Annotated in this window: 20 protein-coding genes; 13 read left to right on the forward strand and 7 right to left on the reverse strand. The window is 62.8% G+C overall.

The features are described 5' to 3' along the window. Positions 1–133 precede the first annotated feature (133 nt). Complete coding sequence (locus PZN02_RS05265; RefSeq protein ID WP_280660550.1) at positions 134–865, reverse strand: sulfate transporter family protein; 732 nt, start codon at positions 863–865, stop codon at positions 134–136. A gap of 262 nt (positions 866–1,127) precedes the next feature. On the opposite strand from PZN02_RS05265, the gene PZN02_RS05270 reads away from it, so the two are divergent. From PZN02_RS05270 to PZN02_RS05280, 3 genes are read left to right on the forward strand one after another with little or no spacing between them, the layout of a single operon-like run. Then, positions 1,128–2,489, forward strand: a complete 1,362-nt coding sequence (locus tag PZN02_RS05270) for an amidase (protein ID WP_280660551.1) — start codon at positions 1,128–1,130, stop codon at positions 2,487–2,489. Beyond that, positions 2,486–3,397, forward strand: a complete 912-nt coding sequence (locus tag PZN02_RS05275; RefSeq protein WP_280660552.1) for an ROK family protein — start codon at positions 2,486–2,488, stop codon at positions 3,395–3,397. The genes PZN02_RS05270 and PZN02_RS05275 overlap by 4 nt, the downstream gene beginning before the upstream one ends. After that, on the forward strand, positions 3,394–4,131 hold the full coding sequence (locus tag PZN02_RS05280) for a copper homeostasis protein CutC (RefSeq protein ID WP_280660553.1): 738 nt from the start codon (positions 3,394–3,396) through the stop codon (positions 4,129–4,131). The genes PZN02_RS05275 and PZN02_RS05280 overlap by 4 nt, the downstream gene beginning before the upstream one ends. 7 nt (positions 4,132–4,138) lie before the next feature. On the opposite strand, the gene PZN02_RS05285 is transcribed toward PZN02_RS05280, so the two are convergent. Continuing rightward, positions 4,139–4,861 (reverse strand): hypothetical protein, encoded by a 723-nt coding sequence (locus PZN02_RS05285; RefSeq protein WP_280660554.1) that lies wholly within the window; start codon positions 4,859–4,861, stop codon positions 4,139–4,141. Here PZN02_RS05285 and PZN02_RS05290 point away from each other — a divergent pair. After that, the gene (locus tag PZN02_RS05290; protein ID WP_280660555.1) at positions 4,860–5,129 is read left to right on the forward strand and encodes a hypothetical protein; all 270 of its coding nucleotides are present in this window, start codon (positions 4,860–4,862) and stop codon (positions 5,127–5,129) included. The two genes, PZN02_RS05285 and PZN02_RS05290, sit on opposite strands and share 2 nt — an antisense overlap. Before the next feature lie 155 nt (positions 5,130–5,284). Here the strand turns inward: PZN02_RS05290 and nagA are convergent, their stop codons facing one another. Genes nagA through PZN02_RS05310 form a run of 4 tightly spaced genes read right to left on the reverse strand, consistent with a single transcriptional unit; the run spans position 5,285 to position 9,151 of the window. After that, positions 5,285–6,445, reverse strand: coding sequence for an N-acetylglucosamine-6-phosphate deacetylase (nagA, locus tag PZN02_RS05295; protein WP_280660556.1), 1,161 nt, complete (start codon positions 6,443–6,445; stop codon positions 5,285–5,287). Continuing rightward, the gene (locus PZN02_RS05300) at positions 6,442–7,464 is read right to left on the reverse strand and encodes an SIS domain-containing protein (protein WP_280661393.1); all 1,023 of its coding nucleotides are present in this window, start codon (positions 7,462–7,464) and stop codon (positions 6,442–6,444) included. The genes nagA and PZN02_RS05300 overlap by 4 nt, the downstream gene beginning before the upstream one ends. A 41-nt stretch (positions 7,465–7,505) precedes the next feature. Further along, a complete protein-coding gene (locus PZN02_RS05305; RefSeq protein WP_225105919.1) occupies positions 7,506–8,270 on the reverse strand; it encodes a GntR family transcriptional regulator in 765 nt (254 codons plus the stop codon). After that, entirely contained in the window at positions 8,267–9,151 is an 885-nt protein-coding gene (locus tag PZN02_RS05310) for a glucosamine kinase nucleotide-binding domain-containing protein (protein WP_280660557.1), read from the reverse strand. Before PZN02_RS05310 ends, PZN02_RS05305 begins: the two co-directional genes overlap by 4 nt. 197 nt (positions 9,152–9,348) lie before the next feature. Between PZN02_RS05310 and PZN02_RS05315 the strand changes: the two genes are divergently transcribed. The 9 genes from PZN02_RS05315 to PZN02_RS05355 all read left to right on the forward strand — a co-directional run bounded on the left by PZN02_RS05315 (position 9,349) and on the right by PZN02_RS05355 (position 21,314). Next, positions 9,349–10,245: an N-acetylmuramic acid 6-phosphate etherase gene (locus tag PZN02_RS05315; protein ID WP_280660558.1), complete on the forward strand. Its 897-nt coding sequence runs from the start codon at positions 9,349–9,351 to the stop codon at positions 10,243–10,245. A gap of 54 nt (positions 10,246–10,299) precedes the next feature. Beyond that, positions 10,300–11,559: an ABC transporter substrate-binding protein gene (locus PZN02_RS05320; RefSeq protein WP_280660559.1), complete on the forward strand. Its 1,260-nt coding sequence runs from the start codon at positions 10,300–10,302 to the stop codon at positions 11,557–11,559. 422 nt (positions 11,560–11,981) lie between these two features. Next, positions 11,982–12,932 carry a carbohydrate ABC transporter permease gene (locus PZN02_RS05325; RefSeq protein WP_280660560.1) on the forward strand — a complete coding sequence of 317 codons (951 nt, stop codon included), beginning with the start codon at positions 11,982–11,984 and terminating at the stop codon, positions 12,930–12,932. 13 nt (positions 12,933–12,945) lie between these two features. Then, a complete protein-coding gene (locus PZN02_RS05330; RefSeq protein ID WP_280660561.1) occupies positions 12,946–13,785 on the forward strand; it encodes a carbohydrate ABC transporter permease in 840 nt (279 codons plus the stop codon). Between the two features lie 47 nt (positions 13,786–13,832). Continuing rightward, positions 13,833–14,846 carry a Gfo/Idh/MocA family protein gene (locus tag PZN02_RS05335; RefSeq protein WP_425336284.1) on the forward strand — a complete coding sequence of 338 codons (1,014 nt, stop codon included), beginning with the start codon at positions 13,833–13,835 and terminating at the stop codon, positions 14,844–14,846. Positions 14,847–14,862: 16 nt separating this feature from the next. Further along, positions 14,863–15,873: an ABC transporter ATP-binding protein gene (locus PZN02_RS05340; RefSeq protein ID WP_280660563.1), complete on the forward strand. Its 1,011-nt coding sequence runs from the start codon at positions 14,863–14,865 to the stop codon at positions 15,871–15,873. 377 nt (positions 15,874–16,250) lie between these two features. Continuing rightward, entirely contained in the window at positions 16,251–17,459 is a 1,209-nt protein-coding gene (locus PZN02_RS05345; protein WP_280660564.1) for an efflux RND transporter periplasmic adaptor subunit, read from the forward strand. A 10-nt stretch (positions 17,460–17,469) separates the two neighbouring features. Then, the gene (locus PZN02_RS05350; RefSeq protein ID WP_280660565.1) at positions 17,470–20,628 is read left to right on the forward strand and encodes an efflux RND transporter permease subunit; all 3,159 of its coding nucleotides are present in this window, start codon (positions 17,470–17,472) and stop codon (positions 20,626–20,628) included. A gap of 53 nt (positions 20,629–20,681) precedes the next feature. After that, positions 20,682–21,314 carry a TetR family transcriptional regulator gene (locus PZN02_RS05355; protein WP_280660566.1) on the forward strand — a complete coding sequence of 211 codons (633 nt, stop codon included), beginning with the start codon at positions 20,682–20,684 and terminating at the stop codon, positions 21,312–21,314. Between the two features lie 49 nt (positions 21,315–21,363). Here PZN02_RS05355 and polA read toward each other — a convergent pair whose 3' ends face one another. Further along, positions 21,364–24,378, reverse strand: a complete 3,015-nt coding sequence (gene polA, locus PZN02_RS05360; protein ID WP_280660567.1) for a DNA polymerase I — start codon at positions 24,376–24,378, stop codon at positions 21,364–21,366. Between the last annotated feature and the right edge of the window lie 467 nt (positions 24,379–24,845).

Consider the following 24,845-nt stretch of genomic DNA (forward strand, 5'->3'; position numbering starts at 1 on the left):
GGCGTTTGGTTGGTCGGCAAGTCGTCCTACTGCATGATTCCTTAAATCGGAACAGAATCATGCAGCAACTCGAAGTGCTATAGCGACCTTTGCGCGTCGGATTGGACGCGCGGCGCTGTGGACGATCGCGCTGTCAAGCGGTCGTCATTTGAGCCGCCGAAAAGCCGGGATCGCGCGCCGAAAGCATCTTGTGGAGGTGCACCATCATGGCGGCGGCAAAGAGCGGGGTCAGCAGGTTGAGCAGCGGCACAGCCAGGAAGCCCGCCAGCACGAGCCCCGCGAGAAACACGGTCGAGCGGTGTTTGACACGAAAGAGCCGCGCCTCGGCGGTCGGACGATAACGCATGGCGGCGAACTCGAAATATTCCCGCCCGAGCAGATAGCCGTTGACGAGGAAGAAGGCGATAAGATTGACCCCCGGCACGAGCAGCAGCAGGAGTGCAATGATGTTGCCGAGGATGACGACGCCGAGGAATTTCGCCGATCCGGTCATTGCCGCCACGAGTGGCAGCGGCTTGCCCAGCGCGCTATCGGGATAGTCGCGCGTCTCGATCACCTCGGCAACGTCATCAAGGAAGAAGCCGGCGATGAGCGCGGTGACCGGCGCGAGCAGAAGGGCGAGCGCCAGGGCCAGGCCTAGGCTCGCGAAGAGGCCGACGATGAATGTGAGCCAGCCGGCCCATTCGGGCGTGCCCGGCATCAGCGTGTCGAACCATGGCAGCGCAAGCCAGACGAACAGCTCGCGCACCGCGAACCAGAGCGCGACGAGCGCAAGCAGCGTCAGTCCGATGACCTTCCAGAAGACCGAGCGGGTCTCCGGCGCGAAGAGATTGGCGAAGGCAAGCCGCGCCGCATCGAGAATCATGACCGCTCTCCGTCAACAGCAAGGTGGTTCAAGCGGCATGTAGGCAGGTCCACTGGAAACAACAAGACAGGCAGCAGTTTCAGCGGCCGATCTTCGGCTGCATAGCAAGCCGCTCCGCATCGTGCCGCCTCGCCGCCGGCAAAATCGCGCAGGTCATTGCCCGCAACTGCTGGCAAACGAGACGGAGGACGATATGCTATGCCTAAAATCGATGCAGGCTGCGTCGCGTCGGCAATGCCGCGCGGCGAGCCAGGGAGACGAAATGACCAATCAGAAAACGCTCGCGAGCCTCGCCGTTCTCGTGCAATCGGGTAAACTCGATCCGGTCACGCTCGCAGAAGAAACGCTGACGCGGATCGAAAGCCATCCGGACCAGTCGATCTTCGTCGGCCTGACGCGCGAACGTGCAGTCAAGGAAGCCCAAGCTGCATTAAGCCGCATCAAGGCCGGGCGCTCGCTCGGCCTGCTCGACGGGCTGCCCGTCGCCTGGAAGGATCTTTTCGACCTTGCCGGCAGCGTGACGACGGCGGGGTCCGTCGTCTTCAAGGACAATCCACCTGCCGTGGCAGACGCGCCCGTCGTAGGCGCGCTCGCCGCCGCCGGCATGATCAGCGTCGGCCGCACGAACATGAGCGAATTCGCCTTTTCCGGTCTCGGCATCAATCCGCACTATGGAACGCCGCGCAATCCGGCATCGCCGGATGTGCATCGGATCCCCGGCGGCTCCTCCTCCGGTTCGGCCGCGGCTGTCGCGGCCGGCCTTGTACCGCTCGCGATCGGCTCGGACACGGGCGGCTCGGTGCGCATCCCGGCGGCGATGACGGGCATCGTCGGCTACAAGGCGACGCGCGGGCGCTATGCGATGAAAGGCGTGTTTCCGCTCGCCGAGAGCCTCGATTCGCTCGGCCCACTCTGCCATACGGTGCAAGACGCCGTGTGGGCGGATGCCGCGATGCACAGCCTGACGGCGCCGGTGATCCGCCGTGCCGGGCTTGCCGATCTGTCGCTTGTCATTCCGGAAACGATCGTCTTCGACGAGGCCGAACCGGAGGTTGTCGCGGCCTTCGAGGCGGCGATCAAGAGGCTGCAGGCGGCGGGCGTGAGGGTGAGGCGCGCGCCCTTCCCGAGCTTTGCCGCTGTGTTCGATCTGATGGCGCGCCATGGCGCACTGGTGACGGCGGAAGCCTATGCCCTCCACCGCGAGCGCCTTGCCGGTCCCGAAGCGGCGAAGATCGATCCGCGCGTCGTCACCCGCACCCGGCTCGGGGAGAAGATCACCCTCAGTGATTACATCGCCCTTCTCGATGCACGCGATCAATTGATCCATGAAACGGTGGAAAGCCTTGGGCCTGGCGAGCTGATCGCGCATCCGACATTGCCGCATGTCGCTCCGCCGATCGCACCGCTTCTTGCCGATGACGATCTTTTCTTCAAGGTCAACGCGAAGACGCTGCGCAACACCTTGATCGGCAATTTCCTCGATTTCTGCGGCGTTTCCATCCCGTGCGGCACTGGCGCCGCCGGCATGCCTGTCGGCTTCCTCCTGTCCGCGCCACACCATCAGGACGACCGGCTGCTGAGCGCGGCCCTTGCTGCCGAGGCGACCATACGGGGTGAGGCATGATCATCTGCTTCGACATTGGCGGGTCCGCGATCAAGGGCGCGATCACCCATTCGCCGGAGCGGATATTTCCTCTGCCGCGGCGGACCACGCCGCTAAACGACTTTCGCCGCTTCGTCGCAACGCTCGAGTCCGTACTCGACGAGGCGGGCGGCCTGCCGCAAAGGGTGGCGATCTCGGTCACCGGCGTCATCGATCCGCAAACCCGCCGGATCAAATGCGCCAATATTCCCTGTATCGACGGCCGGGAGCTTGCCGCCGAGCTCGAGGCCGCGTTGCACCTGCCCGTGGTGATCGCCAATGACGCCGATTGCTTTGCGCTTGCCGAAGCGGGCATCGGCGCGGGGCGCGGCCACCGGATCGTCTTCGGCGCGATCCTTGGCACCGGGGTCGGCGGCGGTCTGGTGGTCGACGGCAAGCTGATCAACGCCGATGGCGGCTTTGCCGGCGAATGGGGGCATGCGCCCGCCGTCGCCTCGGAGGCGGGACATCCGCCCGTTTCCATACCGATCTTCGACTGCGGTTGCGGGCAACGCGGATGCGTCGACACCGTCGGCGGCGCGCGCGGGCTCGAAAGGCTGCACACGACGGTGCACGGTAAGTCCCTCTCCAGCCAGGAGATCATCGAGGCCTGGCAGAACGGCGACGAAGAGGCGACGCGAACCATCGACATTTTTGTCGATCTCATCAGTTCGCCCCTGGCGCTCGTCATCAACATAACCGGTGCGACGATCGTGCCGGTCGGCGGCGGCCTCTCCAACTCGGAAGCCCTGCTCGCCGAAATCGACGGCGCCGTGCGCAGCCGCATCCTCCGGCAGTTCGAGCGGCCGCTGGTCGTGCGCGGGGAATGCCGGCTGGAGCCGGGCCTGATCGGCGCTGCCCTGCTCGGCTTTGGAGGAAGGGGCGCATGAGCGGTATCCTGCTCGAAGTCTGCGTCGACGACCCGGATGGCTTGATGGCGGCAATCGAGGGCGGCGCCGACCGTATCGAACTCTGCTCGGCCCTTGCCGTCGGCGGCTTGACACCAAGCCGCGGGTTGATGGCGCTCGCCGGCCCGCCGCCGGTGCCGGTCTACGCGATGATCCGCCCCCGACCCGGCGATTTCGTCTACGGCCCGGCCGATCTCGATGCCATGCGCCGGGACATCGATGCGGCCCGCGACGCCGGCCTTGCCGGCGTCGTCCTCGGCGCATCGCTATCGGATGGCCGACTCGATGCGCAGATGCTCCGCAAGCTTACCGGCCACGCGGCAGGACTGGGACTGACACTTCATCGAGCTTTCGATCTCGTTCCGGATTTCGCCGAGGCTATGGTAATCGCAGAAGATCTGGGATTTGAAAGGATTCTGACCGCAGGCGGCGCCCGAAGCGCACTGGAGGCGGTCGAAACCCTGGCGCGCCTCATCGAAATGGCGCCGGGCAGGATCTCCATTATGCCCGGCTCCGGCATTACCGTCGACACGATCGATGTGCTGCTGCCCCGGTTCGCGATCAAGGAGGTCCATTCCTCCTGCTCCGTTCGTGAGCCGGCTCAAGATCCGCGGCTGATGGCAATGGGCTTCGTCTCGGGAGACCGGCGCAGGACGGATGCGGCGACGGTCAGGGCACTGAAGGCGCGGCTGAACGCGCTTTCGGCAAGGCCCTAAGCGGGCGCTAGACTTTGTCCCACATGGCGGAAATAAAGGTGCAGGCGCTCTCCAGGTTACCGATCAATGTCTTTGTGTTCTTAGGCGCTCTATGGATTTCCCTGGATTGTATGTCGAGTGACCAGCACAGGTCTGACACCGGCTGACGATTTCCCGCAAGGTTGGCGCCAACTTGCATCATTACCAATGTGGCCACATAACGGCCCATATGCTCACGTTTTGATTTTGCGGTGTCTGTCTCTTCTTCATCTGGTTTGGTTAGACGGAAGAGGGCTGCGCCGATGGATTCCACGCCTTTTACTGGCTGATGAATCATGACATCGCAGGTCACGATTACAGATACGCCGCTGATTATTAGTGGTGGCTGTTTCGGCGGAGCTACCACGAAGTCGTAACCAGCCAACTGGTTCTTCATGCCGTCGAAGGCATAAAGGACGTCGAGCGACTTCGAAGCATCCTCCTTCGTCCAAACCGACAACGAAGCGTCCTGGCTTTTTTGTTGGAATGCTTCGTAAGCAGACGCAAGCAAAGATTTGGCGTTAACGGGAGAGCACATGGAGGCAGCAATAGAATCTTTAACATCTGAATATCTAATCGCTACCGCGGCTTTCTTTTCGCGAGACCTCTTAATTATGCCTAGCCGACCAGTATCTCCAGTAACCATAAACCGAGCTAATTCATTAGCAGTTATGCGTGGAGTTTGATGATAGATAATATGAGGAACTGCCATGGACGACGACTTCTTCGTTTCGACTCAGATAGATGAACATCGTAGCATTTGTATTTCATCTATCTCAAAGACGACCTTTGAAGAAGCGGCGTCTGAATATTTCCCCAATGACCGTGGTTATTTCATATGCGAGCACGATGACAGGCTACCGGCGAGCGGTATCTCCGTTCTTGCCAAAGTCGCCTCTCTCGAGGCCGCATACCGGCTTGTTGACCTCTGGGGGTCGCTTAAGCTGAACGCTGGCAACGGCCTTCCCACGCCCAGCTAACCGAGAAGCGAGCCGTTGAGGCACAAACGCTACACCTGTTTAAATCGCGGCGCGTGCCAGAGGCAGAAAAGCCACGGCTGGCAAAAGGATAGCGGCGAAGCTGTTCCAATTAGAGACTTCGGCGGTGTCACCATGTCAGCACCCCGCGCGGTAGCTCAAGCGGAGAAAACCGCCTCCCCGGCAATCCAGGTGGAGCTCATGCCAAGCTCCGGCGTCAGCAGCACGAAATCGGCGTCCGTCCCGGGCAGCAACCGCCCCTTATGGGAGGCGATGCCCATGACATCGGCCGGATAGGCCGAGGCCATGCGGATCGCCTCCTCGATCGGCTGGCCGAGCTTCTCGTGCACGAAGCGGACCGAGGACAGCATGTCGATGTCTGCTCCGGCGAGCGTCCCGTCGGCAAGCGTCAGGCGGCCGCCCTGACGCAGAATTTCGCGGCCGTTGAGGTGAAAGCTGGTCATCTCGGTACCGATCGGCGACATCGCGTCGGTCACCAGGAAAATCTGTCCCGGACCCTTCTTGCCCCTAAGCGCGATGCCCATCGACGCCGGATCGACATGGAAGCCATCGGCGATCAAACCGGCATGCAGCGTGCCCGTCGCAAGCGCCGCGCCGACGACGCCGGGTTCGCGGTGGCCGAGACCACTCATCGCGTTGAAGAGATGGGTGACCGTTCGAGCGCCGGCCCTGGCGTAGCTGCAAGCCGTGTCATAGCCGACATCGGTATGCCCCAGGCTGACGACGACGCCGGCGTCACAAAGCGCGCGCACCTGCCGTCGCGTGGCATTTTCCGGAGCGACCGTCACCATCAGACAGCCCAGTGCCCGAGCACAACCAAGCATCTCCGCCAGGTCGGCATCGTCCATCGGGCGAATGAGCGACGGGTCATGGGCTCCCTTGCGCGCGATCGACAGATGCGGCCCCTCGAGATGCAGGCCGAGGAAGCCGGCGACGGCGGCCTTCTTCGCCTCGAGGCCGGCCTGGATGGCTGCGGTCCGCACCTCGCGGGTATCCGTGATGAGGGTCGGCAGGAGCGCCGTGGTGCCGAACTTCGCATGGGCGGCGCAAATCTGCCGAATGCCGTCGAGCGTCGGCTGCTCGTTGAGCAGTGCACCGCCGCCGCCATTGACCTGCAGGTCGATGAAACCCGGAACGAGAAGCAGGCCATGCGCGTCGATGGCGTCGGCATCGGCCGGCGCGGCGGGCGCCGAAACGATTGCCTTGACCCGGCCCGCCTCTACAATCAGGACCGCGCCGTCATGCCAGTCGATGCCGTCGAAGATCCGCGCGCCGGTGATTTTCTTCTTCGCAGTCATCGTGTCTCCGTTACCTTCCTGAGGCTTGCCGGTGCATCCGGATTGAGGCCGCGCGAGCGCGACCAGGCTTCGACGAAACCGTAGAACGGCAGGATCAACGTCAGTGCATCGGTGATCGGATGTCCCGTTTCGACGAAGGGCAGGCGTTTCGCCTTCTGAGCCCGAGCCGAAGTGACATGCACGACCGCGCCCTTGTTGCTCATGCCATCGGCGCTTTCGGCCACCGAGGCCTCGGCCGCGTCGCGGGCGGCAAGCGCCAGCACCGGAAATTTTGCGCCGACCAGCGCGACCGGACCGTGCAGCACTTCCGCCGAGGAATAGGCTTCGGCATGCATGCCGGACGTTTCCTTGAACTTCAGCGCCGCTTCGCTGGCGATCGCCAGCGCCGGGCCGCGGCCGAGCACGTAAAGCGATTCGGCCACGCCAAGATCGGCGGCGAAATCCTGCCAATCGAGCTTCACAGCCTTGGCGAACTGGTTCGGCAGATCGGCGACTGCACGCTTGAGCGCCGCATCTCCCGTCCATTCGCCGAGTACCGCGAGGCCCGCGACAATCGAGTTAACATAGGACTTTGTCGCGGCGACGGCGAGTTCTGGGCCGGCAAGAATATCGAGCGGATGGGTGCAAGCCTCGGCGATCGGCGAGGGCACCGTGTTCGTGAGCGCAATCGACACCGCACCGGCACGTGTCGCCGATTGCGCCATCGCCACGATGTCCGGGCTCTTGCCGGACTGGGAGATCGCGATCGCCGCCGCACCGCCGAGCTTCAGATTGGCGCCATAGATCGAAGCGAGCGACGGTCCGAGCGACGCGACCGGGCGGCCAGCCGTGAGCTCGATCGCATATTTGAGGAACAGCGCCGCATGATCGGAGGAACCGCGAGCGATCGTCACCAGGAACGCCGGATCCTTGGACTTGAGCGCCGCACCCGCCGCCTTCAGGGCATCGGACGAACCGTCCAGCAACCGCGCAGCGGCTTCCGGGATCTCATCGATTTCTCGCCGCATGTTGGTTTGCATCATCCATTCCTTTTTGTTGGCCATTTGCTGGCAAGGGCGGATCAGGACTCCGAAAGCGTCAGTTCCGCGACAAAATCATAGGCATCGCCCCGATAGAGCGAGCGGGTGAATTCAACGACGCGCCCCGACGCAAGATAGGAGACACGCTCGATGGAAAGGCCGGCGGCGCCGACGGCAACGCCCAGCATCGACGCGTCAGGATCCTTGATATTGCAGGCCGAAATGCGCTGCACCGCCCGGACAGGCCGGGACCGGGTCTTGTCGAGGGCGGCATAGAGCGACGAAGTCACCGCCAGCGGATCCGGCAGGAACTCGGTCGAGATGCTGGCGCGCTCGATCGCGAGCGGCATGCCGTCGGCAATACGCAGGCGGCCGAGACGCGCCACCAGGGCATCGGCAGGAAGTCCAAGCGTCATCATTTCGTCGGGCGACGGATGGAACAGTCCCCGCTCCAGCCACTCCGCCCGCGTGTTCAGACCGCGCCGGGCCATGTCCTCGGTAAAGGACGTCAGCCTCGAAAGCGACTGCTCGACGCGCGAGACGGGCCTGACGACGAAGGTACCGGAGCCATGGCGGCGCACGAGCAGGCCATCGCGCACAAGGTCATCGACCGCCTTGCGCACGGTCACCCGGCTGATGTTGGCATAGTCCGCGAGATCCCTCTCCGGCGGCAGCGCATCACCATGATTGAGCTTGCCCGAGAGGATCGCTTCCTCGAGCGACTGCCTGAGTTTCAGATAGAGCGGGCCCGCCCCGCCCGACTGCAGGCCTTCCAGCGGCAGGATGGCGGCAAGCTGCTGGGTCATGCGCCAACCTCCGGCTTGGAACCGAAGCGTTGGGCAGCGAGCGCCACCGCTCCGGTCAAGGCGTCCGCCTCCGCTTCGACAAAATGCTTCTGGTGGCGCTCGGCGAGCCACGGGCGATAAAGTGGTGCCAGGCCACCAAGCAGACAGAGCCGCTCGCTTCCTCTCGATACAACCACGTCGAGCGCCTCGTCGACCGTGGTCGCAGCAGCCTTCAGCAAGCGCAATGCCACGGCATCGCCGTTTCCGGCGTGTTCGAAGACGCGCGGGGCGTAGCGTCCGAATTCACCGGGCTTGGCCAGCCGCGCAAAGTCGACGACATCCCTCGGGTCGTGGTTGAATTCAGCCATGACGGAATCGGTTACTGGCGAGCCCTCATGGATACCATCGAAAGCGAGCAGGCTTTCCTGCAGCAGCGCATGGCCGATGCGCGCACCGCTGCCATGGTCGCCGATCGTGAAGCCCCAGCCGCCGATATAGCTCACGGTCTCGCCGTGGCGCGCGATATAGATGGTGCCCGTTCCGAGAATGGCGACTGCGCCGTCCTTGTCGCCGAGCGCGCCCTGGAGCGCGATCAGTCCATCGGACTCGATCTCTGCCGCCGCGAAAGGAAGGCGCCGCTTCACGTAATGCACGGCATCGCCGACATTGTGGCCCGCAACGCCGACGACCGCGCTGGCCGCGGTGATCCCGGCCGGGTCGAGTCCGGCATCTTCAAAGGCGGCTCGCGAGGCATCTGCTATATTCCCGAGTGCCGTCTCCGGATCGGTCAGGATGTTTGCGGCGCCAGCCTTTCCGCGGCCGAGAATTCGACCGTCCGGCGCGGCCACGGCCGCCCGGCAACTCGTTCCGCCGCCATCAATTCCGATCAGATAAGACGTCATGGGCACCTCCGTCAGGTAAGATACCAAAAAAAGACCAATAACCAAGCGGGATTTCTCCGCAGCACCTAACATTTGAAATAAATCATTGTTTTTCCGCGCATATTTTCAGCGCTCACCGCTTCAAGTCACAAAAATTAAAATTCTCCTAGACAATTGGTATTTTTTTGGCATTAATTCACGGAGAGGAGACACAGCGGATGCCGTCAGCAAAGACCGAAGAGCGCCACAATAATGCCAAGGGCCTGGATGTGATGCATCCGGCACTCGCGCTTCGCTTGCTTGCCTCCGGACAACAGGCGGCGGCGAAATCAGTTGACACGGCGATCGAGCAGATCTCGGCGGCGGCAGCGCTTGCAGCGCAAGTCCTTTCCGCCGGCGGGCGGCTCGCCTATGCGGGTGCCGGAAGCTCTGGCCTGATGGCCATGGCGGACGCTCTCGAACTGCCCGGTACCTACGGCATTCCGCAGGAGCAGATCGTCATTCTTCTCGCCGGCGGTGCGGCAAGCCTCGCCGATCTCGCCGGTGGCTATGAAGACGACATGGATCTTGCGCGCTCCGATGTGCGCAATGCCGGAATCGCGGCCGGCGACTGCCTCATCTCTGTCTCCGCCAGCGGCTCGACCCCCTATGCGCTCGCCGCCGCCGACGAGGCGAAGAAGCGCGGCGCAAAGGTCATCGCCATTGCCAACAATGCTGGCGCTCCCCTTTTCAAGGGCGCCGATGTTTCTATTCTGCTGCAGACACCCCCGGAGGTCGTATCCGGATCGACGCGCATGGGCGCGGGCACGGCGCAGAAGATCGCCTTCAACATGTTTTCGACACTGGTCGGCATCCATCTCGGCCATGTGCTCGATGGCCACATGGTCAATCTGCGCGCCGACAACATCAAGCTGCAAGGGCGCGCGATGCGCATCGTCTGCGAGATCACTGGCGTCAGTGCTGCCGAGGCTGGCCGGCTGATCAAGGCGGCCTCAGGCTCTGTCAAGGTCGCGATCCTGCTCGCTTCCGGGGCTAACGATGTTGCCGCCGCCGAAACTGCGCTCAACAACGCCAATCAGAACTTGCGCCGGGCGATCGAAACCGTCTCGCGCTGATAAAACTGGGATCCAAACCGCGCCTTGGCGGCGCTTATAAAAGGGAGAACATGCATGACCCGCACAACAATGAAAGGCTTGCTGCTCGCGTCGAGCATCCTCGGCTCGGCCGGGTTTGCCCAGGCCCAGGACGTGACGCTGACGATCGAGAGCTGGCGCAACGATGATCTGGCCATCTGGCAGGAAAAGCTGATCCCCGCCTTCGAGGCGAAGAACCCGGGCATCAAGGTCGTCTTCTCACCATCCGCCCCGACCGAATACAACGCCGCCCTCAACGCCAAGCTCGACGCCGGATCCGCCGGCGACCTCATCACCTGCCGCCCGTTCGACCCTTCGCTCGAAGTCTACAACAGGAAGCACCTCGCCGATCTCACCGACCTGCCCGGCATGGAAAACTTCTCCGATGTCGCCAAAGCCGCCTGGACGACTGATGACGGCAAGACAACCTTCTGCGTGCCGATGGCTTCGGTCATCCACGGCTTCATCTACAACAAGGACGCCTTCGACCAGCTCGGCCTCTCCGTCCCGACGACCGAAGAAGAGTTCTTTGCCGTCCTCGAAAAGATCAAGGCGGACGGCAACTACATCCCGATGGCGATGGGCACAAAGGATCTCTGGGAGGCCGCAACCATGGGCTACCAGAACATCGGCCCGAACTACTGGAAGGGCGAGGAAGGCCGCCTGGCGCTGATCAAGGGCGAACAGAAGCTGACGGACGAGCCCTGGGTCGAACCTTACCGCGTGCTCGCAAAGTGGAAGGACTATCTGGGCGACGGCTTCGAGGCCCAGACCTATCCGGACAGCCAGAACCTCTTCACGCTCGGCCGCGCCGCGATCTATCCGGCGGGCTCGTGGGAAATCTCCGGCTTCAACACCCAGGCGCAGTTCAAGATGGGCGCCTTCCCGCCGCCGGTGAAGAAGGCGGGCGACACCTGCTACATCTCCGACCACACCGACATCGGCATCGGCCTCAATGCCAAGAGCCCGAATGCCGAAGCCGCCAAGACCTTCCTCACCTGGGTCGCTTCGCCGGAGTTCGCGGAGATCTATGCCAACGCGCTTCCCGGCTTCTTCAGCCTGAACTCAAAGCCGGTGAAGATGTCCGATCCGCTGGCGCAAGAGTTCGTCTCCTGGCGTGAGAAGTGCAAGCCGACGATCCGCTCGACCTACCAGATCCTGTCGCGCGGCACGCCGAACCTCGAGAACGAGACCTGGGTCGAATCGGCCAACGTCATCAACGGCACGAAGACGCCAGAAGACGCTGCCAAGAAGCTTCAGGAAGGCCTCGACAGCTGGTTCAAACCGGCCAAATAAACCTTGGAAAGGCGCGTGGTCCCCGCGTGGCTCGCGCGCCCTTTCTTCTCGCACGAAATTTCAGTCGTGCGCTGTGAACGACGCCGCATTTGTGTTTGGATGTCCGGTGCGAAGCCGGACGTGAAGGGACCCGGGCGCCTGGCTTAGCCGGCATTTTCCCATGGTCACGGTGGTGCTTCGCCTGCGCCGCACCCTCATGCCTGGCCCGGCTGGGCACGCGCCAAGCTCCACTGGAGGGGCGCTAGGGCGAACCGATCAATGACCGGGAAATCCCGCGTTCGGGCAAGATCGCCGAACGTGAAGGGATAGCCTGAATCAAGGGACCGGGACGTCTTGGCGCGTCATGCGGGAGCGCTGCATTTCGGACGAAATCGGAGCTGTGCCAATAATGGCCAGCCAATTTGAGAGCGGGCCAGAGGCCGATGAACGCAAGCGACACCAAAACGATGGACATCAGCGAGATCAAGCGTCCCCGGCGCTGGCACATCCTCGTATTCCTGCTGCCCGCGCTGATCGTCTATACCGCGGTGATGATCCTGCCGCTGATCGAGACGCTCAGGCAGTCCTTCTTCAACACAGTCGAGGGTCAGTACACCTTCGTGGGCCTCGGCAATTTCAAGGTGCTTTTCGGCGACCCGCGCTGGGCGGCTGATTTCTGGAATGCGCTCAAGAACAATTTCGTCTTCTTCCTGATCCACATGGTGGTGCAGAACCCGATCGGCATTGCGCTCGCCGCCATGCTGTCGATCCCGAAGCTGCGCTTCAGCGCCTTCTATCGCACGGCCATCTTCCTGCCGACGCTCTTATCCTTCGTGATCGTCGGCTTCATCTGGAAGCTGATCCTGTCGCCGATCTGGGGGGTTGCCCCTTTCCTCCTCGATACCGTCGGCCTGAAATGGCTGTTCGCGCCCTGGCTCGGCAAGCCGGACACCGCGCTGATCGCGGTCTCGCTGATCTCCGTCTGGCAATATATCGGCATCCCGATGATGCTGATCTACGCCGCCCTGCTCAACATTCCCGACGAGGTGATCGAGGCGGCGGAACTCGACGGCATCACCGGCTGGAGCCAGTTCTGGAAGATCAAGCTGCCCTTGATCCTGCCTGCGATCGGCATCGTCTCGATCCTGACCTTCGTCGGCAACTTCAACGCCTTCGACCTGATCTACACGGTCCAGGGGGCGCTTGCCGGCCCAGACGGCTCGACCGACATTCTCGGCACCCTGCTCTACCGAACCTTCTTCGGTTTCCAGCTGCAGCTCGGCGACCGGTCGATGGGCGCGACAATCGCCGCGATCATGTTCCTGATCATCCTCGCCGGCGTCTCGCTCTATCTCTTCGTCATCCAGCGCCGCATGCGCCGCTACCAGTTCTAAGGGAGGACCCGAAATGTCGAAAGCACGCGCCTCTCTTGGCCGGACTGCCGGCGTCCATATCGCGCTGATCGCCTACACGCTTGTCGCGCTGTTCCCGGTGTTCCTGACGATCGTCAACTCGTTCAAGAGCCGCAACGCAATCTTTCGCGAGCCGCTGGCGCTGCCGACGCCCGAAACCTTCAGCCTCATCGGCTACCAGACCGTGCTGAAGCAGGGCGACTTCGTCGGCTATTTCCAGAACAGCACGATCGTCACGGTCGTCTCGATCGCGCTCGTCCTGCTCTTCGGCGCCATGGCCGCCTTCGCGCTCTCCGAATACCGCTTCCGTGGCAATGCCTTGATGGGCCTCTACCTGGCGCTCGGCATCATGATCCCGATCCGCCTCGGCACCGTCGCCATTCTGCAGGGCATGGTCGCAACCGGCCTCGTCAACACGCTGACGGCACTGATCCTGGTCTACACGGCGCAGGGCCTGCCGCTCGCCGTCTTCATTCTTTCCGAATTCATGCGCACCGTATCGGATGACCTGAAGAATGCCGGACGCATCGACGGGCTCTCGGAATACGCGATCTTCTTCCGGCTGGTGCTGCCGCTGGTGCGCCCGGCGATGGCGACCGTTGCCGTCTTCACCATGATCCCGATCTGGAACGACCTCTGGTTCCCGCTGATCCTGGCGCCGGCGGAAGCGACCAAGACCGTGACGCTCGGCTCGCAGATCTTCATTGGGCAGTTCGTCACCAACTGGAACGCGGTCCTTTCCGCCCTGTCGCTGGCGATCTTCCCGGTTCTTGTCCTCTACGTCATCTTCTCGCGGCAACTGATCCGCGGCATCACGGCAGGAGCAGTCAAGTGAGTTCAACCGTCAACCCGGTCCGCGTTCTTTGCGCAGGCCTCGGCAATATGGGGCGCAGCCACGCGCTCGCCTATCACCAAAACCCCGGCTTCGAGATCGCCGCTCTGGTCAACCGCTCGAAGGTCGCTTTGCCCGACGCGCTTGCGGGCTACGAGATCCTGCCGTCCTTTCCGGAGGCGCTCGCCGAGCTCAAGCCGGAGCTCTGCTCGATCAACACCTATTCCGACAGCCATGCGGATTATGCCGTCATGGCCATGGAAGCCGGTGCGCATGTCTTCGTTGAAAAGCCGCTTGCAACGACCGTCGCCGATGCCGAGCGGGTCGTCGCCTGCGCTCGCGCCAATGGCCGCAAGCTGGTAATCGGCTACATCCTGCGTCACCATCCGTCCTGGATGCGGCTGATCGCCGAGGCGCGGAAACTGGGCGGTCCTTACGTCTTCCGCATGAACTTGAACCAGCAGTCCAGCGGTCCGACCTGGGCGACGCACAAGTCGCTGATGCAGACGACGCCGCCGATCGTCGACTGCGGCGTGCATTATGTCGACGTCATGTGCCAGATCACCGACGCCAGGCCGGTCGAGGTCCGCGGCATGGGCCTGCGCCTCTCCGACGAGGTGGCCCCGGACATGTACAACTACGGGCACCTGCAGGTGATCTTCGACGACAAGTCGGTCGGCTGGTACGAAGCCGGTTGGGGACCGATGATCTCGGAGACTGCCTTCTTCGTGAAGGACGTGATCTCGCCGAACGGGTCGGTGTCAATCGTGATGGACCAGAACGCGAAATCCGATGACATCGACGTGCATACCAAGACCGCCGTCATTCGCGTGCACAACGCCGCGACCGGCCCGAACGGCCGCTTCCTCAAGTCCGACGAGGACCTGACGATGGAAGGGGAACCGGGACATCAGGAACTCTGCGACCGCGAGCAGGCCTTCGTGCTCAAGGCCATCAGCGAAAACATCAATCTCGACCGCCACATGGACGACGCCGTGCAATCTCTGCGCATCTGCCTGGCAGCGGACGAAAGCGTGCGCACCGGCATGCCGGTCAAGCTTTAACCAAGAGGGGCAAGACGTGGGATCACTGCAGCTCAAATCCATCCGCAAGGCCTTCGCCGGCCATGAAGTGCTGAAAGGCATCGACCTCGAGGTTAAGGACGGCGAGTTCGTCATTTTCGTCGGCCCCTCCGGCTGCGGAAAATCGACGCTGTTGCGCACGATTGCCGGTCTCGAGGATGCCACCTCCGGCAGCGTGCAGATCGACGGCGCGGAGGTTGGCCACGTCGCTCCGGCCAAGCGCGGCATCGCCATGGTATTCCAGTCCTACGCGCTCTATCCGCATCTGACGGTCAAGGACAATATGGGGCTTGGCCTCAAACAGGCGGGCGTACAGAAGAAAGAAATCGACGAGAAGGTCGCCAAGGCGGCCGGGATGCTGTCGCTCGAGCCTTATCTCGCGCGTCGTCCGGCCGAGCTTTCCGGCGGCCAGCGCCAACGTGTCGCCATCGGCCGTGCGATCGTTCGCGAGCCAAAGCTGTTCCTCTTCGACGAGCCGCTCTCGAATCTGGATGCGGCGCTCCGCGTCAATACGCGGCTGGAGATCGCCCGGCTGCACCGCAGCCTCAAGGCGACGATGATTTATGTCACCCATGACCAGGTCGAGGCGATGACGCTTGCCGACAAGATCGTCGTTCTGAATGCCGGCCAGGTCGAGCAGGTCGGTTCGCCGATGGAACTCTACAATCGCCCGGCCAACCTCTTCGTCGCAGGCTTCATCGGTTCGCCGCAGATGAATTTCATCGAAGGCGAGCGGCTCGGCGATGCGCAAGCCAAGACGATCGGGATCCGGCCCGAGCATATCGGGCTTTCCCGCGAGAGCGGCGACTGGAAGGGCAAGGTCATCCATGTCGAACATCTCGGCGCCGACACGATCGTCTATCTGGATTCGGAAGCGGTCGGCATGATCACCGTGCGATTGTTCGGCGAACATCGCTATGCCGAGGACGACATCGTCTATGCAACGCCGATCATCGGCGGCATGCACCGTTTCGACGCGGACGATCGCGTGATCAATTCCGGTCAGTGATACTGGCGGGCGCGGCCCTGCAAAATCGGCGCACGCGCGGAGAATTGGCCCTCACCCTAGCCTCTCCGGGGAGACGGTGCCGGCAGGCGGATTCGTGGGAGACACCGGTCTCGACATGCCCTTCGACAGGGATCACGGCTGCGTGATTGTGACGAGCCGCAATGCCTAAGGCGTTGCGGCTCTTCACTTTTTTGCCCGTCCGGTGCGGCATCGGAATCCTGTTGCACTGCGGGAGAAATTAACATACATTTGTGTCTGTATATTAGATTTCCGGTATGTTCCCACGCCGATACCGGATCCGCTTCATCTCACTTTCGGACCGCGCAACACTGCAAGGTGCAACGGCTGCGGGCGGTCCTTTGATTATGGACATTGCGATGCGCATGACACGACCGACACTGGCCGCGACCCTGGCAACCGTGATTTTTCTCGCCGGCTGCCAGAAGAACGAAGAACAACAGGCCGCCCAGGCATTCCCACCCTCGGCCGTGGCCGTTTACACGACGGCCGCGGAAGCTTTGCCGATCACCAATGAACTGCCGGGCCGCATTACCGCGACGCGCATCGCCGAGGTTCGGCCGCGGGTTTCCGGCATCGTCGTCGAGCGCGTGTTCCAGCAGGGCACCATCGTCAAGGAAGGCGATGTGCTCTATCGGATCGACCCGGCCCCGTTCCAGGTGAAGGTCGATAGCGCCGAGGCCACGCTCAAGCGGGCGCATGCGGTGCTCGACCAAGCCAAGCGGACCGCCGATCGGCAGTCTCGGCTGAAGGACGCGCAGTTCACGGCAATTCAACAGTTCGACGATGCGATCGCGGCGGTCGCCCAGGCAGAGGCCGATGTCGGCATCGCCGAGGCCGGTCTCGCCGAGGCGAAGCTCAATCTGCAGTATGCGAATGTCACGGCGCCGATCGGCGGCCGGATCGGCCGGGCGCTCATCACCGAGGGCGCTCTGGTCAGCGCGACCGACACGCAGAACCTCGCGACGATCCAGCAGCTCGACCCGATCTATGCCGACTTCACCCAATCGGCGACTGACCTCATCCGCCTGCGCAAAGCGCTCAAGGACGGTCAGATGATGAGCTCCGACAACGAAGCCCAAGTCCAACTCATCCTTGATGACGGAACGCCTTATGCGCTGAAGGGCAAGCTGCTCTTCTCCGAAGCGGCCGTGGACGCAACCACCGGTCAGGTGACGCTGCGCGGCGAGTTCCCCAATCCGAACAACGATCTGCTGCCGGGCATGTATGTGCGCGTGCAGATCCAGCAGGGATTGGAGAAGGATGCGATCACCGTGCCGCAGCAGGCTGTCCAGCGCAACAATGCCGGCCAGTCCCAAGTCTACGTCGTAAACGCCGACAACAAGGTCGAATTCCGCAACGTCACGCTTGGACGGACCGTCGGCGAGCGCTGGCAGGTGACCTCCGGTCTCAAGGCCGGCGAAAAGGTGATCGTCGAGGGCTTCCAGAAGGTCGGCCCGGGCGCGCCTGTGCAGCCGTCCGCCTGGGACCCGAACGCCAAGCCTCCGGCCGAACAGGCCAGCGCTTCGGCAGCCGCCGGCGAAAAGCCCGCCACCGAAGTGAAGTGAGAGCTTGAACATGCCCAGTTTCTTTATCGACAGGCCGATTTTTGCCTGGGTGGTGGCGATCTTCATCATGCTCGCCGGCATCATTGCGATTCCGCTCCTGCCGGTTTCGCAATATCCGGACGTGGCGCCACCGCAAATCTCGATCAACACGAGCTACCCCGGCGCCTCCTCGCAGGACACCTATCAGAGCGTCACGCGTCTGATCGAGGATGAACTGAACGGCGTCGAAGGCCTGCTTTATTTCGAGTCGACGACGAGTTCTTCCGGCTCGGCCGAAATCAACGCAACTTTCGCACCGGGCACCGATCCAAGCCAGGCCTCGGTGGACATCCAGAATCGCGTACAGCGCGTCGAGCCGCGCCTGCCCGAATCGGTCAGGCAGCAGGGCGTGCAGGTGGACGAGGCTGGCTCCGGCTTCCTCCTGATCATCTCGCTTACCTCGACCGACGGGTCGTTGGACGCGACGGGCCTCGGCGACTATTTGAGCCGCAACGTGCTGAGCGAGATCCAGCGCGTGCCTGGCGTCGGCCGGGCGCAGCTGTTTGCGACCGAGCGGTCGATGCGCGTCTGGCTTGATCCGGCCAAGATGCTCGGCCTCAATCTGACGGCGGCCGACGTGACGGCGGCGATCCAGGCACAAAACGCCCAGATCGCTTCGGGCTCGATCGGCGCCCAGCCGAACCCGATCACGCAGCAGATCGCCGCTCCGGTCATCATCAAGGGTCAGCTTTCGACACCCGAGGAATTCGGCGCCATCGTGCTACGCGCCAATGCCGACGGCTCGGCCGTACGGTTGCGCGACGTCGCGCGCCTCGAGATCGGCGGCGAGAGCTACTCGTTCACGACGCGCCTCAACGGCAAGCCCTCGGCGGCCATCGCCGTGCAGCTCTCGCCGAGCGGCAACGCGATGTCGACCTCGGCCGCGATCAAGGCGCGCATGGACGAACTCGCGGAATTCTTCCCGCCGGGGCTGGAATATTCCATCCCCTACGACACGTCGCCCTTCGTCGCAGTGTCGATCGAGAAGGTGCTGCATACCCTTGTCGAGGCCGTCGGCCTCGTCTTCCTGGTGATGTTCCTGTTCCTCCAGAACGTCCGCTACACCATCATCCCGACGATCGTCGTGCCGGTTGCCCTTCTCGGCACCTGCGCGGTCATGCTGGCGATGGGCTTCTCGATCAACGTCTTGACAATGTTCGGCATGGTGCTGGCGATCGGCATCCTCGTCGACGACGCGATCATCGTCGTCGAGAACGTCGAGCGCATCATGTCGGAAGAGGGATTGACACCGAAGGATGCCACCCGCAAGGCGATGAAGCAGATCACCGGCGCGGTGATCGGCATTACACTGGTGCTCGCTTCCGTGTTCATCCCGATGGCCTTCTTCCCGGGCGCCGTCGGTGTGATCTACCGCCAGTTCAGCCTGACCATGGTCGTCTCGATCCTGTTCTCGGCGCTGCTCGCCCTCTCGCTGACGCCCGCGCTCTGCGCGAGCTTTCTCAAGCAGGTTCCGAAGGGTCATCATCACGCCAAGCGCGGCTTCTTCGGCTGGTTCAACCGGGGTTTCGACCGGACGTCCCATGGCTATACCCGCCTCGTCAGAGGCGTGGTCCACCGCACCGGCCGCTTCATGGTCATCTACCTGGCGCTGCTCGCGGGACTTGGCTGGGCCTTCCTGCAGCTGCCCTCGTCCTTCCTTCCGGACGAGGACCAGGGCTTTGTCATCGTCATGATGCAATTGCCTTCGGAAGCGACCGGAAACCGCACGACCGAGGCCATCGAGCAGGCGGAGAAGATCTTCGGCCAGGAGCAGGCTGTCGACACGATCGTTGCGATCAACGGTTTCTCCTTCTTCGGCACCGGGCAGAATGCGGGCCTTGCCTTCGTGACGCTCAAGGACTGGAGCGAGCGTGACGCGAACAACGCAGCGCAGTCGATCGCCGGCCGTGCGACGATGGCCATGAGCCAGATCAAGGACGCGATCAGCTTCGCTCTGTCGCCGCCGGCGATCCAGGGCCTCGGCACGACCGGCGGCTTCTCCTTCCGCTTGCAGGATCGCGGCGGGCTCGGCGAAGCAGCTCTTGCCAAGGCACGCGACCAGTTGCTCGGCCTTGCCTCCCAGAGCAAGGTACTGACCGGCGTCCGTTTCGAAGGCATGCCCGACGCGGCGCAGGTGACCGTCAACATCGATCGCGAGAAGGCCAACACGTTCGGCGTGACCTTTGCCGATATCAACTCGACGATCTCGACCAATCTCGGCTCGTCCTACGTCAACGACTTCCCGAATGCCGGCCGCATGCAGCGCGTGACGGTGCAAGCGGACGAGACGAAGCGCATGCAGACTGCGGATCTGCTGAACCTCAACGTTCGCAACTCGAACGGCGGCATGGTTCCGCTCTCTGCCTTTGCAAGCGTCGAGTGGATCAAGGCTCCGACCCAGACGGTGGGCTACAACGGCTATCCGGCGGTCCGCATCAGCGGCGAAGCCGCTCCCGGCTACTCCTCCGGCGATGCGATTGCCGAAATGGAACGATTGGCAGCCCAACTTCCGGCGGGCTTCGGTTACGAGTGGACCGGTCAATCGCTGCAGGAAATTCAGTCGGGCTCGCAGGCGCCGCTCCTGATTGCGCTCTCCTGCCTGCTCGTCTTCCTGTGCCTGGCGGCGCTCTATGAGAGCTGGTCCATTCCCGTCTCGGTGATCATGGTCGTGCCGCTCGGTGTCATCGGCGCCGTGCTCGCGGTCATGATGCGGGACATGCCGAACGATGTGTACTTCAAGGTCGGCCTGATCGCGATCATCGGCCTCTCGGCGAAGAACGCCATCCTGATCATCGAGTTCGCCAAGGAGCTGCGTGATCAGGGCAAGTCGCTGATCGACGCAACGCTCGAGGCGGCGCACTTGCGCTTCCGGCCGATCCTGATGACCTCGCTCGCCTTCACCCTCGGCGTTCTGCCGCTGGCGATCGCGACGGGAGCAAGCTCCGGCAGCCAGCGCGCCATCGGCACCGGCGTCATGGGCGGCATGATCTCGGCAACGGTGCTGGCGATCGTCTTCGTCCCGATCTTCTTCGTGTTCATCATGAAGATCTTCGGGCGGAAGAGTGCGGCCGGACCGCAAGCGGTCCCGGCTGAAGATACCGCACCCGAAATCGCCGACGCTGCCGAGTGATCAATCATCGACGGCCCGCCTCATCCGGCGGGCCGTCGCGCAAGGAGATACGCATGCGCAGAACCAAGGCCGAGGCCGAGGCTACACGGAGCCGGATATTGAACGCCGCCGAGCGGATGTTTTACGCCAAGGGTGTTTCCAATACGACGCTCGATGAGGTGGCCAAGGCGGCGGGGGTCACGCGCGGCGCCATCTACTGGCACTTCGCCAACAAGACCGATCTGTTCCTGGCGCTCTACGATGCCGTGCCGCTGCCGCAGGAAGACATGATCGCCCGCGAGATCGAGACCGAGGCTTCCGACACGCTCGCGATCGTCGAAAGCGCCGCCGCCGATTGGCTGGACATGCTGGCCAAGGACGAGCAGCGGCAGCGCATCCTCGCGATCATGCTCCGGTGCGACTACGACAGCGACATGTCCGCGGTGCTCGACCGGCAGAAGGAAATCGACGAGCGACACGAGGCACTGCTCGAACGCGCCTTCGCGCGCGCGCTCGAACGAGGGCAACTGCAAGTCACCTGGACGCCGGCATCCGCCGCGCGCGCCTTGCGCTGGATGATGATGGGGCTATGCACCGAATGGCTGCTGTTCGGACGTCGGTTCGATCTGGCGGCCGAGGGACGCGACGCACTCAAGCACCTCTTCGCCAGCTTCAGGCCGATACACCCCGCAGAGTCCGCTGCCTGAGCGGACCGGAGCGTGACTCTGGGTCGATTCGACCCAAAATCATCGTGATTTAATGCGCCTCGTCCCAATTGTGCGCGGCGCGGGCGTCGACCTTCAGCGGCACTTTCATGCTGAGCGCCGGCATGGCAGCATTTTCCATCACCGAGACGATCACCGGAATGGTGCGCTCGATTTCGCCGTCCTCGACCTCGAAGATCAGTTCGTCGTGCACCTGCAGGAGCATCCGTGCGGACAGCTTCGCCGCTTCAAGCGCCGGCTCCATCTTCACCATGGCGCGGCGGATGATGTCGGCGGCAGAGCCCTGGATCGGCGCGTTGATCGACGCGCGTTCGTTGAAGGCGCGATGCGACGGGTTGGAGGAGCGGATATCCGGATAGTGGGCACGTCGGCCAAAGATCGTTTCGACATAGCCGTGCTCGCGCGCAAAGGCCTTGGTGCCTTCCATATAGTCGCGGATGCCGGGGAAACGCTCGAAATATTTCTTGATATATTCGCCCGCCTCCGAGCGCTCGATCGAAAGCTGGTTGGCAAGGCCGAACGCGGAAATGCCATAGATGATGCCGAAATTGATGGCCTTGGCACGGCGGCGGATTTCGCTCGGCATGCCGTCGACGGGAACACCGAACATTTCGGAGGCGGTCATTGCGTGGATGTCGACGCCATCGGCGAAGGCCTGGCGGAGCTGCGGGATATCCGCCACATGCGCGAGCACCCGAAGCTCGATCTGGCTGTAGTCGGCAGAAACCAGCTTGTGTCCCGGCGTCGCGATGAAGGCCGTCCGGATCTTGCGGCCCTCGGCGGTCCTGATCGGAATGTTCTGCAGGTTGGGGTCGGCCGAAGAGAGGCGGCCTGTGGTCGTCGCAGCCAGCGCATACGATGTATGTACGCGCCGTGTTTCCGGATGCACGAAACCCGGTAACGCATCGGTATAGGTGGATTTCAGTTTGGTGAGTTGGCGCCAGTCGACGATTTTGCGCGGCAGCTCATGGCCTTCGGCGGCAAGCTCCTCCAGAACCTGCGCCGAAGTCGACCATTGGCCGGTCTTTGTTTTGGAGCCGCCCGGCAATCCCATCTTGCCGAAGAGAATGTCGCCGAGTTGCTTCGGCGAGCCGATCGTGAAGGTTCCCCCGGCCAGGCGATAGATCTCGTCCTCGAGCGCCGCAGCTCCCTGAGCAAGCTCTCCCGAGAGGCGAGAAAGAATCTGCCGATCGACGGTGATACCGCGCTCCTCCATATGGGCAAGAACGCCGACCAGCGGTCTTTCGAGCCGCTCGTAGACGCGCGTCAGCCCCTTGGCTGCGAGTTGCGGCTTCAGGACGTGCCAGAGTCGCAACGTCACGTCTGCCTCTTCCGCCACATAGGCCGTCGCCTTGTCGATATCGACGAAGTCGAACGTGAGCGAAGACCGCCCGCTGCCGGTGATGTCCTTGTAGGCAGTCACCTTGTGATTAAGCCACCGCTCGGACAGAGAATCCATGCCATGAGCACCGTTGCCGGCATCGATGACATAGGACATCAACATGGTGTCGTCGAAGCTTTGCATGGTGATGCCGTGCCGCTTCATCAACAGATAGTCGAACTTCAGGTTCTGCGCGACCTTCAACACCGACGGATCCTCGAGCAGCGCCTTTAGCCGGCTCAGCGCCTCGCGGACGGGGACCTGATTTTCGAGAAGACCGCCGCCAAGCAGATCGCCGGCGCCATTCTTGTGGATCAGCGGCACGTAAGCCGCCCGGATCTTCGCACCGGAGGGATTGTCGCGGTAATCGGCAATCGCCAGCGAAAAGCCGACCAGATCCGCCTGCATGGCGTCGGTCGATGTCGTTGCCGCGTCGAAACCAACCACGCCGGCATCGCGCGCATCCGCGATCCATCGGTCGAGCGTCGCAAGATCGCGGATCGCGGCGTAACCGGAACGATCGAAGGAAGCCTTGGCAAAGAATTCAGCGCGCGCCCGCGCAAGTCCCTGCGGTGTCGCGCCGGTGACGTCCGCATCCTCGGCGCCCACAACGAAGGAAACGGCCGCCTTGGCTGCCGTTCCGCGCGGCGGGGCGGTGCTCGATGATTCGGCAGAGGGCGGCGGGCCGGCGGCCTCGCCGACATCGAGATCCGGTCCGTGTGCCTCGATGCCCCATTCGATCGGCACTGGAGCGGGTTCGATTGCTTCGGCGTCCGTATCCGTCGCCGCCGCGACGCGGCGCGTCAGCGTGTTGAATTCCATCGTCTTCAGGAAGGCGATGAGCTTCGGGCCGTTTTGCGGCTCGAGCCTCAGGTCCTCGAGCGGAACGTCGAGGGGAGTATCGTTCTTCAAGGTGACGAGTTCGCGGGAAAGGCGCGCAAGTTCGGCGTTCGCGATAATGCTCTCGCGCCGCTTCTGCTGCTTGATCTCGCCGGCGCGTGCAAGCAGCGTATCGAGATCGCCGTATTCTTCGAGCAGCTGGGCCGCTGTTTTCGGTCCGATTCCGGGAATCCCCGGCACGTTGTCGGTCGAATCGCCCGTCATCGCCTGAAGATCGATCATCTTCTCCGGCGGCACGCCCCATTTTTCGACCACGTCGGAGATCGTGATCTGCTTGTCCTTCATGCTGTCGTACATCGATACCCTGGACGTCACCAACTGCATGAGGTCCTTGTCCGAGGAAACGATCGTGACATCGGCGCCCGCCTCTTCGGCAAGCCGGGCGTAGGTTGCGATCAGGTCGTCCGCCTCATAGCCTTCCTTCTCGATGCAGGGCAGGTTGAAGGCGCGGGTGGCATGCCGGATCAGGCCGAACTGCGGGATCAGATCTTCGGGCGGCGCGGTGCGGTTCGCCTTGTATTGGTCGTAAAGCACATTGCGGAAGGTCTTCGAGGAATAGTCGAAGATCACTGCGAAATGGGTCGGCGTCACGCCGACCGACGTATCGCGTGCATCGGTCAGGAGCTTCCAGAGCATGTTACAGAAGCCGGCAACCGCATTGACCGGAAGACCATCGGACTTGCGGTTGAGCGGCGGGATGGCATGGAAAGCCCGGAAGATGAACCCGGAGCCGTCGACGAGGAAGAGGTGATCACCGTTTTTCATGCGGTCATGGATAGCGCGGGGTGAGGCAAACGTCCATTGCGGTTTTCACCGGCAGTGCCTATCTGCGGCTATCACCGGCAGACGCCGACGCCGCTAGAAGGCTCACGGAAACGTTACACATTTGTAATGTGCGATTCAGTCGGACAATCCTTGAAAAGCCACATTTGGCTCCTCAAATTATGATGAACGGCACTGAAATGATGCCGTCGTCTGGTGATTGGCCTGTCCCCCGCCCGCACCAGATGTGGACAAAGGCCTTATCCCCCTCTCCGGGCCTTTGTCCTGCTTTCAAAGAGCCGTCACGGCGCCGCCTCCGCGCCGCGACGGTTTTTTGTTGCCCGGTTTTCCGGCCGCGCGCCTACAGCGCCGCGCGTCTTAATCAGATGCGCAAAGGACGCTGTAGCACTTTGAAGTGCTGCATGTTTTTATCTTAGATCGGCTACGATTTAAGGAAACATGCAGAGGCT

The organism is Sinorhizobium garamanticum (assembly GCF_029892065.1).
GTDB classification, from domain to species: Bacteria; Pseudomonadota; Alphaproteobacteria; order Rhizobiales; family Rhizobiaceae; genus Sinorhizobium; species Sinorhizobium garamanticum.

Coding starts and splice junctions, on each gene's coding strand:
- PZN02_RS05265 (WP_280660550.1), bottom strand. CDS start 865: ATGATTCTCGATGCGGCGCGGCTTGCCTTCGCCAATCTCTTCGCGCCG.
- PZN02_RS05270 (WP_280660551.1), top strand. CDS start 1,128: ATGACCAATCAGAAAACGCTCGCGAGCCTCGCCGTTCTCGTGCAATCG.
- PZN02_RS05275 (WP_280660552.1), top strand. CDS start 2,486: ATGATCATCTGCTTCGACATTGGCGGGTCCGCGATCAAGGGCGCGATC.
- PZN02_RS05280 (WP_280660553.1), top strand. CDS start 3,394: ATGAGCGGTATCCTGCTCGAAGTCTGCGTCGACGACCCGGATGGCTTG.
- PZN02_RS05290 (WP_280660555.1), top strand. CDS start 4,860: ATGGACGACGACTTCTTCGTTTCGACTCAGATAGATGAACATCGTAGC.
- PZN02_RS05285 (WP_280660554.1), bottom strand. CDS start 4,861: ATGGCAGTTCCTCATATTATCTATCATCAAACTCCACGCATAACTGCT.
- nagA (WP_280660556.1), bottom strand. CDS start 6,445: ATGACTGCGAAGAAGAAAATCACCGGCGCGCGGATCTTCGACGGCATC.
- PZN02_RS05300 (WP_280661393.1), bottom strand. CDS start 7,464: ATGCAAACCAACATGCGGCGAGAAATCGATGAGATCCCGGAAGCCGCT.
- PZN02_RS05305 (WP_225105919.1), bottom strand. CDS start 8,270: ATGACCCAGCAGCTTGCCGCCATCCTGCCGCTGGAAGGCCTGCAGTCG.
- PZN02_RS05310 (WP_280660557.1), bottom strand. CDS start 9,151: ATGACGTCTTATCTGATCGGAATTGATGGCGGCGGAACGAGTTGCCGG.
- PZN02_RS05315 (WP_280660558.1), top strand. CDS start 9,349: ATGCCGTCAGCAAAGACCGAAGAGCGCCACAATAATGCCAAGGGCCTG.
- PZN02_RS05320 (WP_280660559.1), top strand. CDS start 10,300: ATGACCCGCACAACAATGAAAGGCTTGCTGCTCGCGTCGAGCATCCTC.
- PZN02_RS05325 (WP_280660560.1), top strand. CDS start 11,982: ATGAACGCAAGCGACACCAAAACGATGGACATCAGCGAGATCAAGCGT.
- PZN02_RS05330 (WP_280660561.1), top strand. CDS start 12,946: ATGTCGAAAGCACGCGCCTCTCTTGGCCGGACTGCCGGCGTCCATATC.
- PZN02_RS05335 (WP_425336284.1), top strand. CDS start 13,833: ATGGGGCGCAGCCACGCGCTCGCCTATCACCAAAACCCCGGCTTCGAG.
- PZN02_RS05345 (WP_280660564.1), top strand. CDS start 16,251: ATGCGCATGACACGACCGACACTGGCCGCGACCCTGGCAACCGTGATT.
- PZN02_RS05350 (WP_280660565.1), top strand. CDS start 17,470: ATGCCCAGTTTCTTTATCGACAGGCCGATTTTTGCCTGGGTGGTGGCG.
- PZN02_RS05355 (WP_280660566.1), top strand. CDS start 20,682: ATGCGCAGAACCAAGGCCGAGGCCGAGGCTACACGGAGCCGGATATTG.
- polA (WP_280660567.1), bottom strand. CDS start 24,378: ATGAAAAACGGTGATCACCTCTTCCTCGTCGACGGCTCCGGGTTCATC.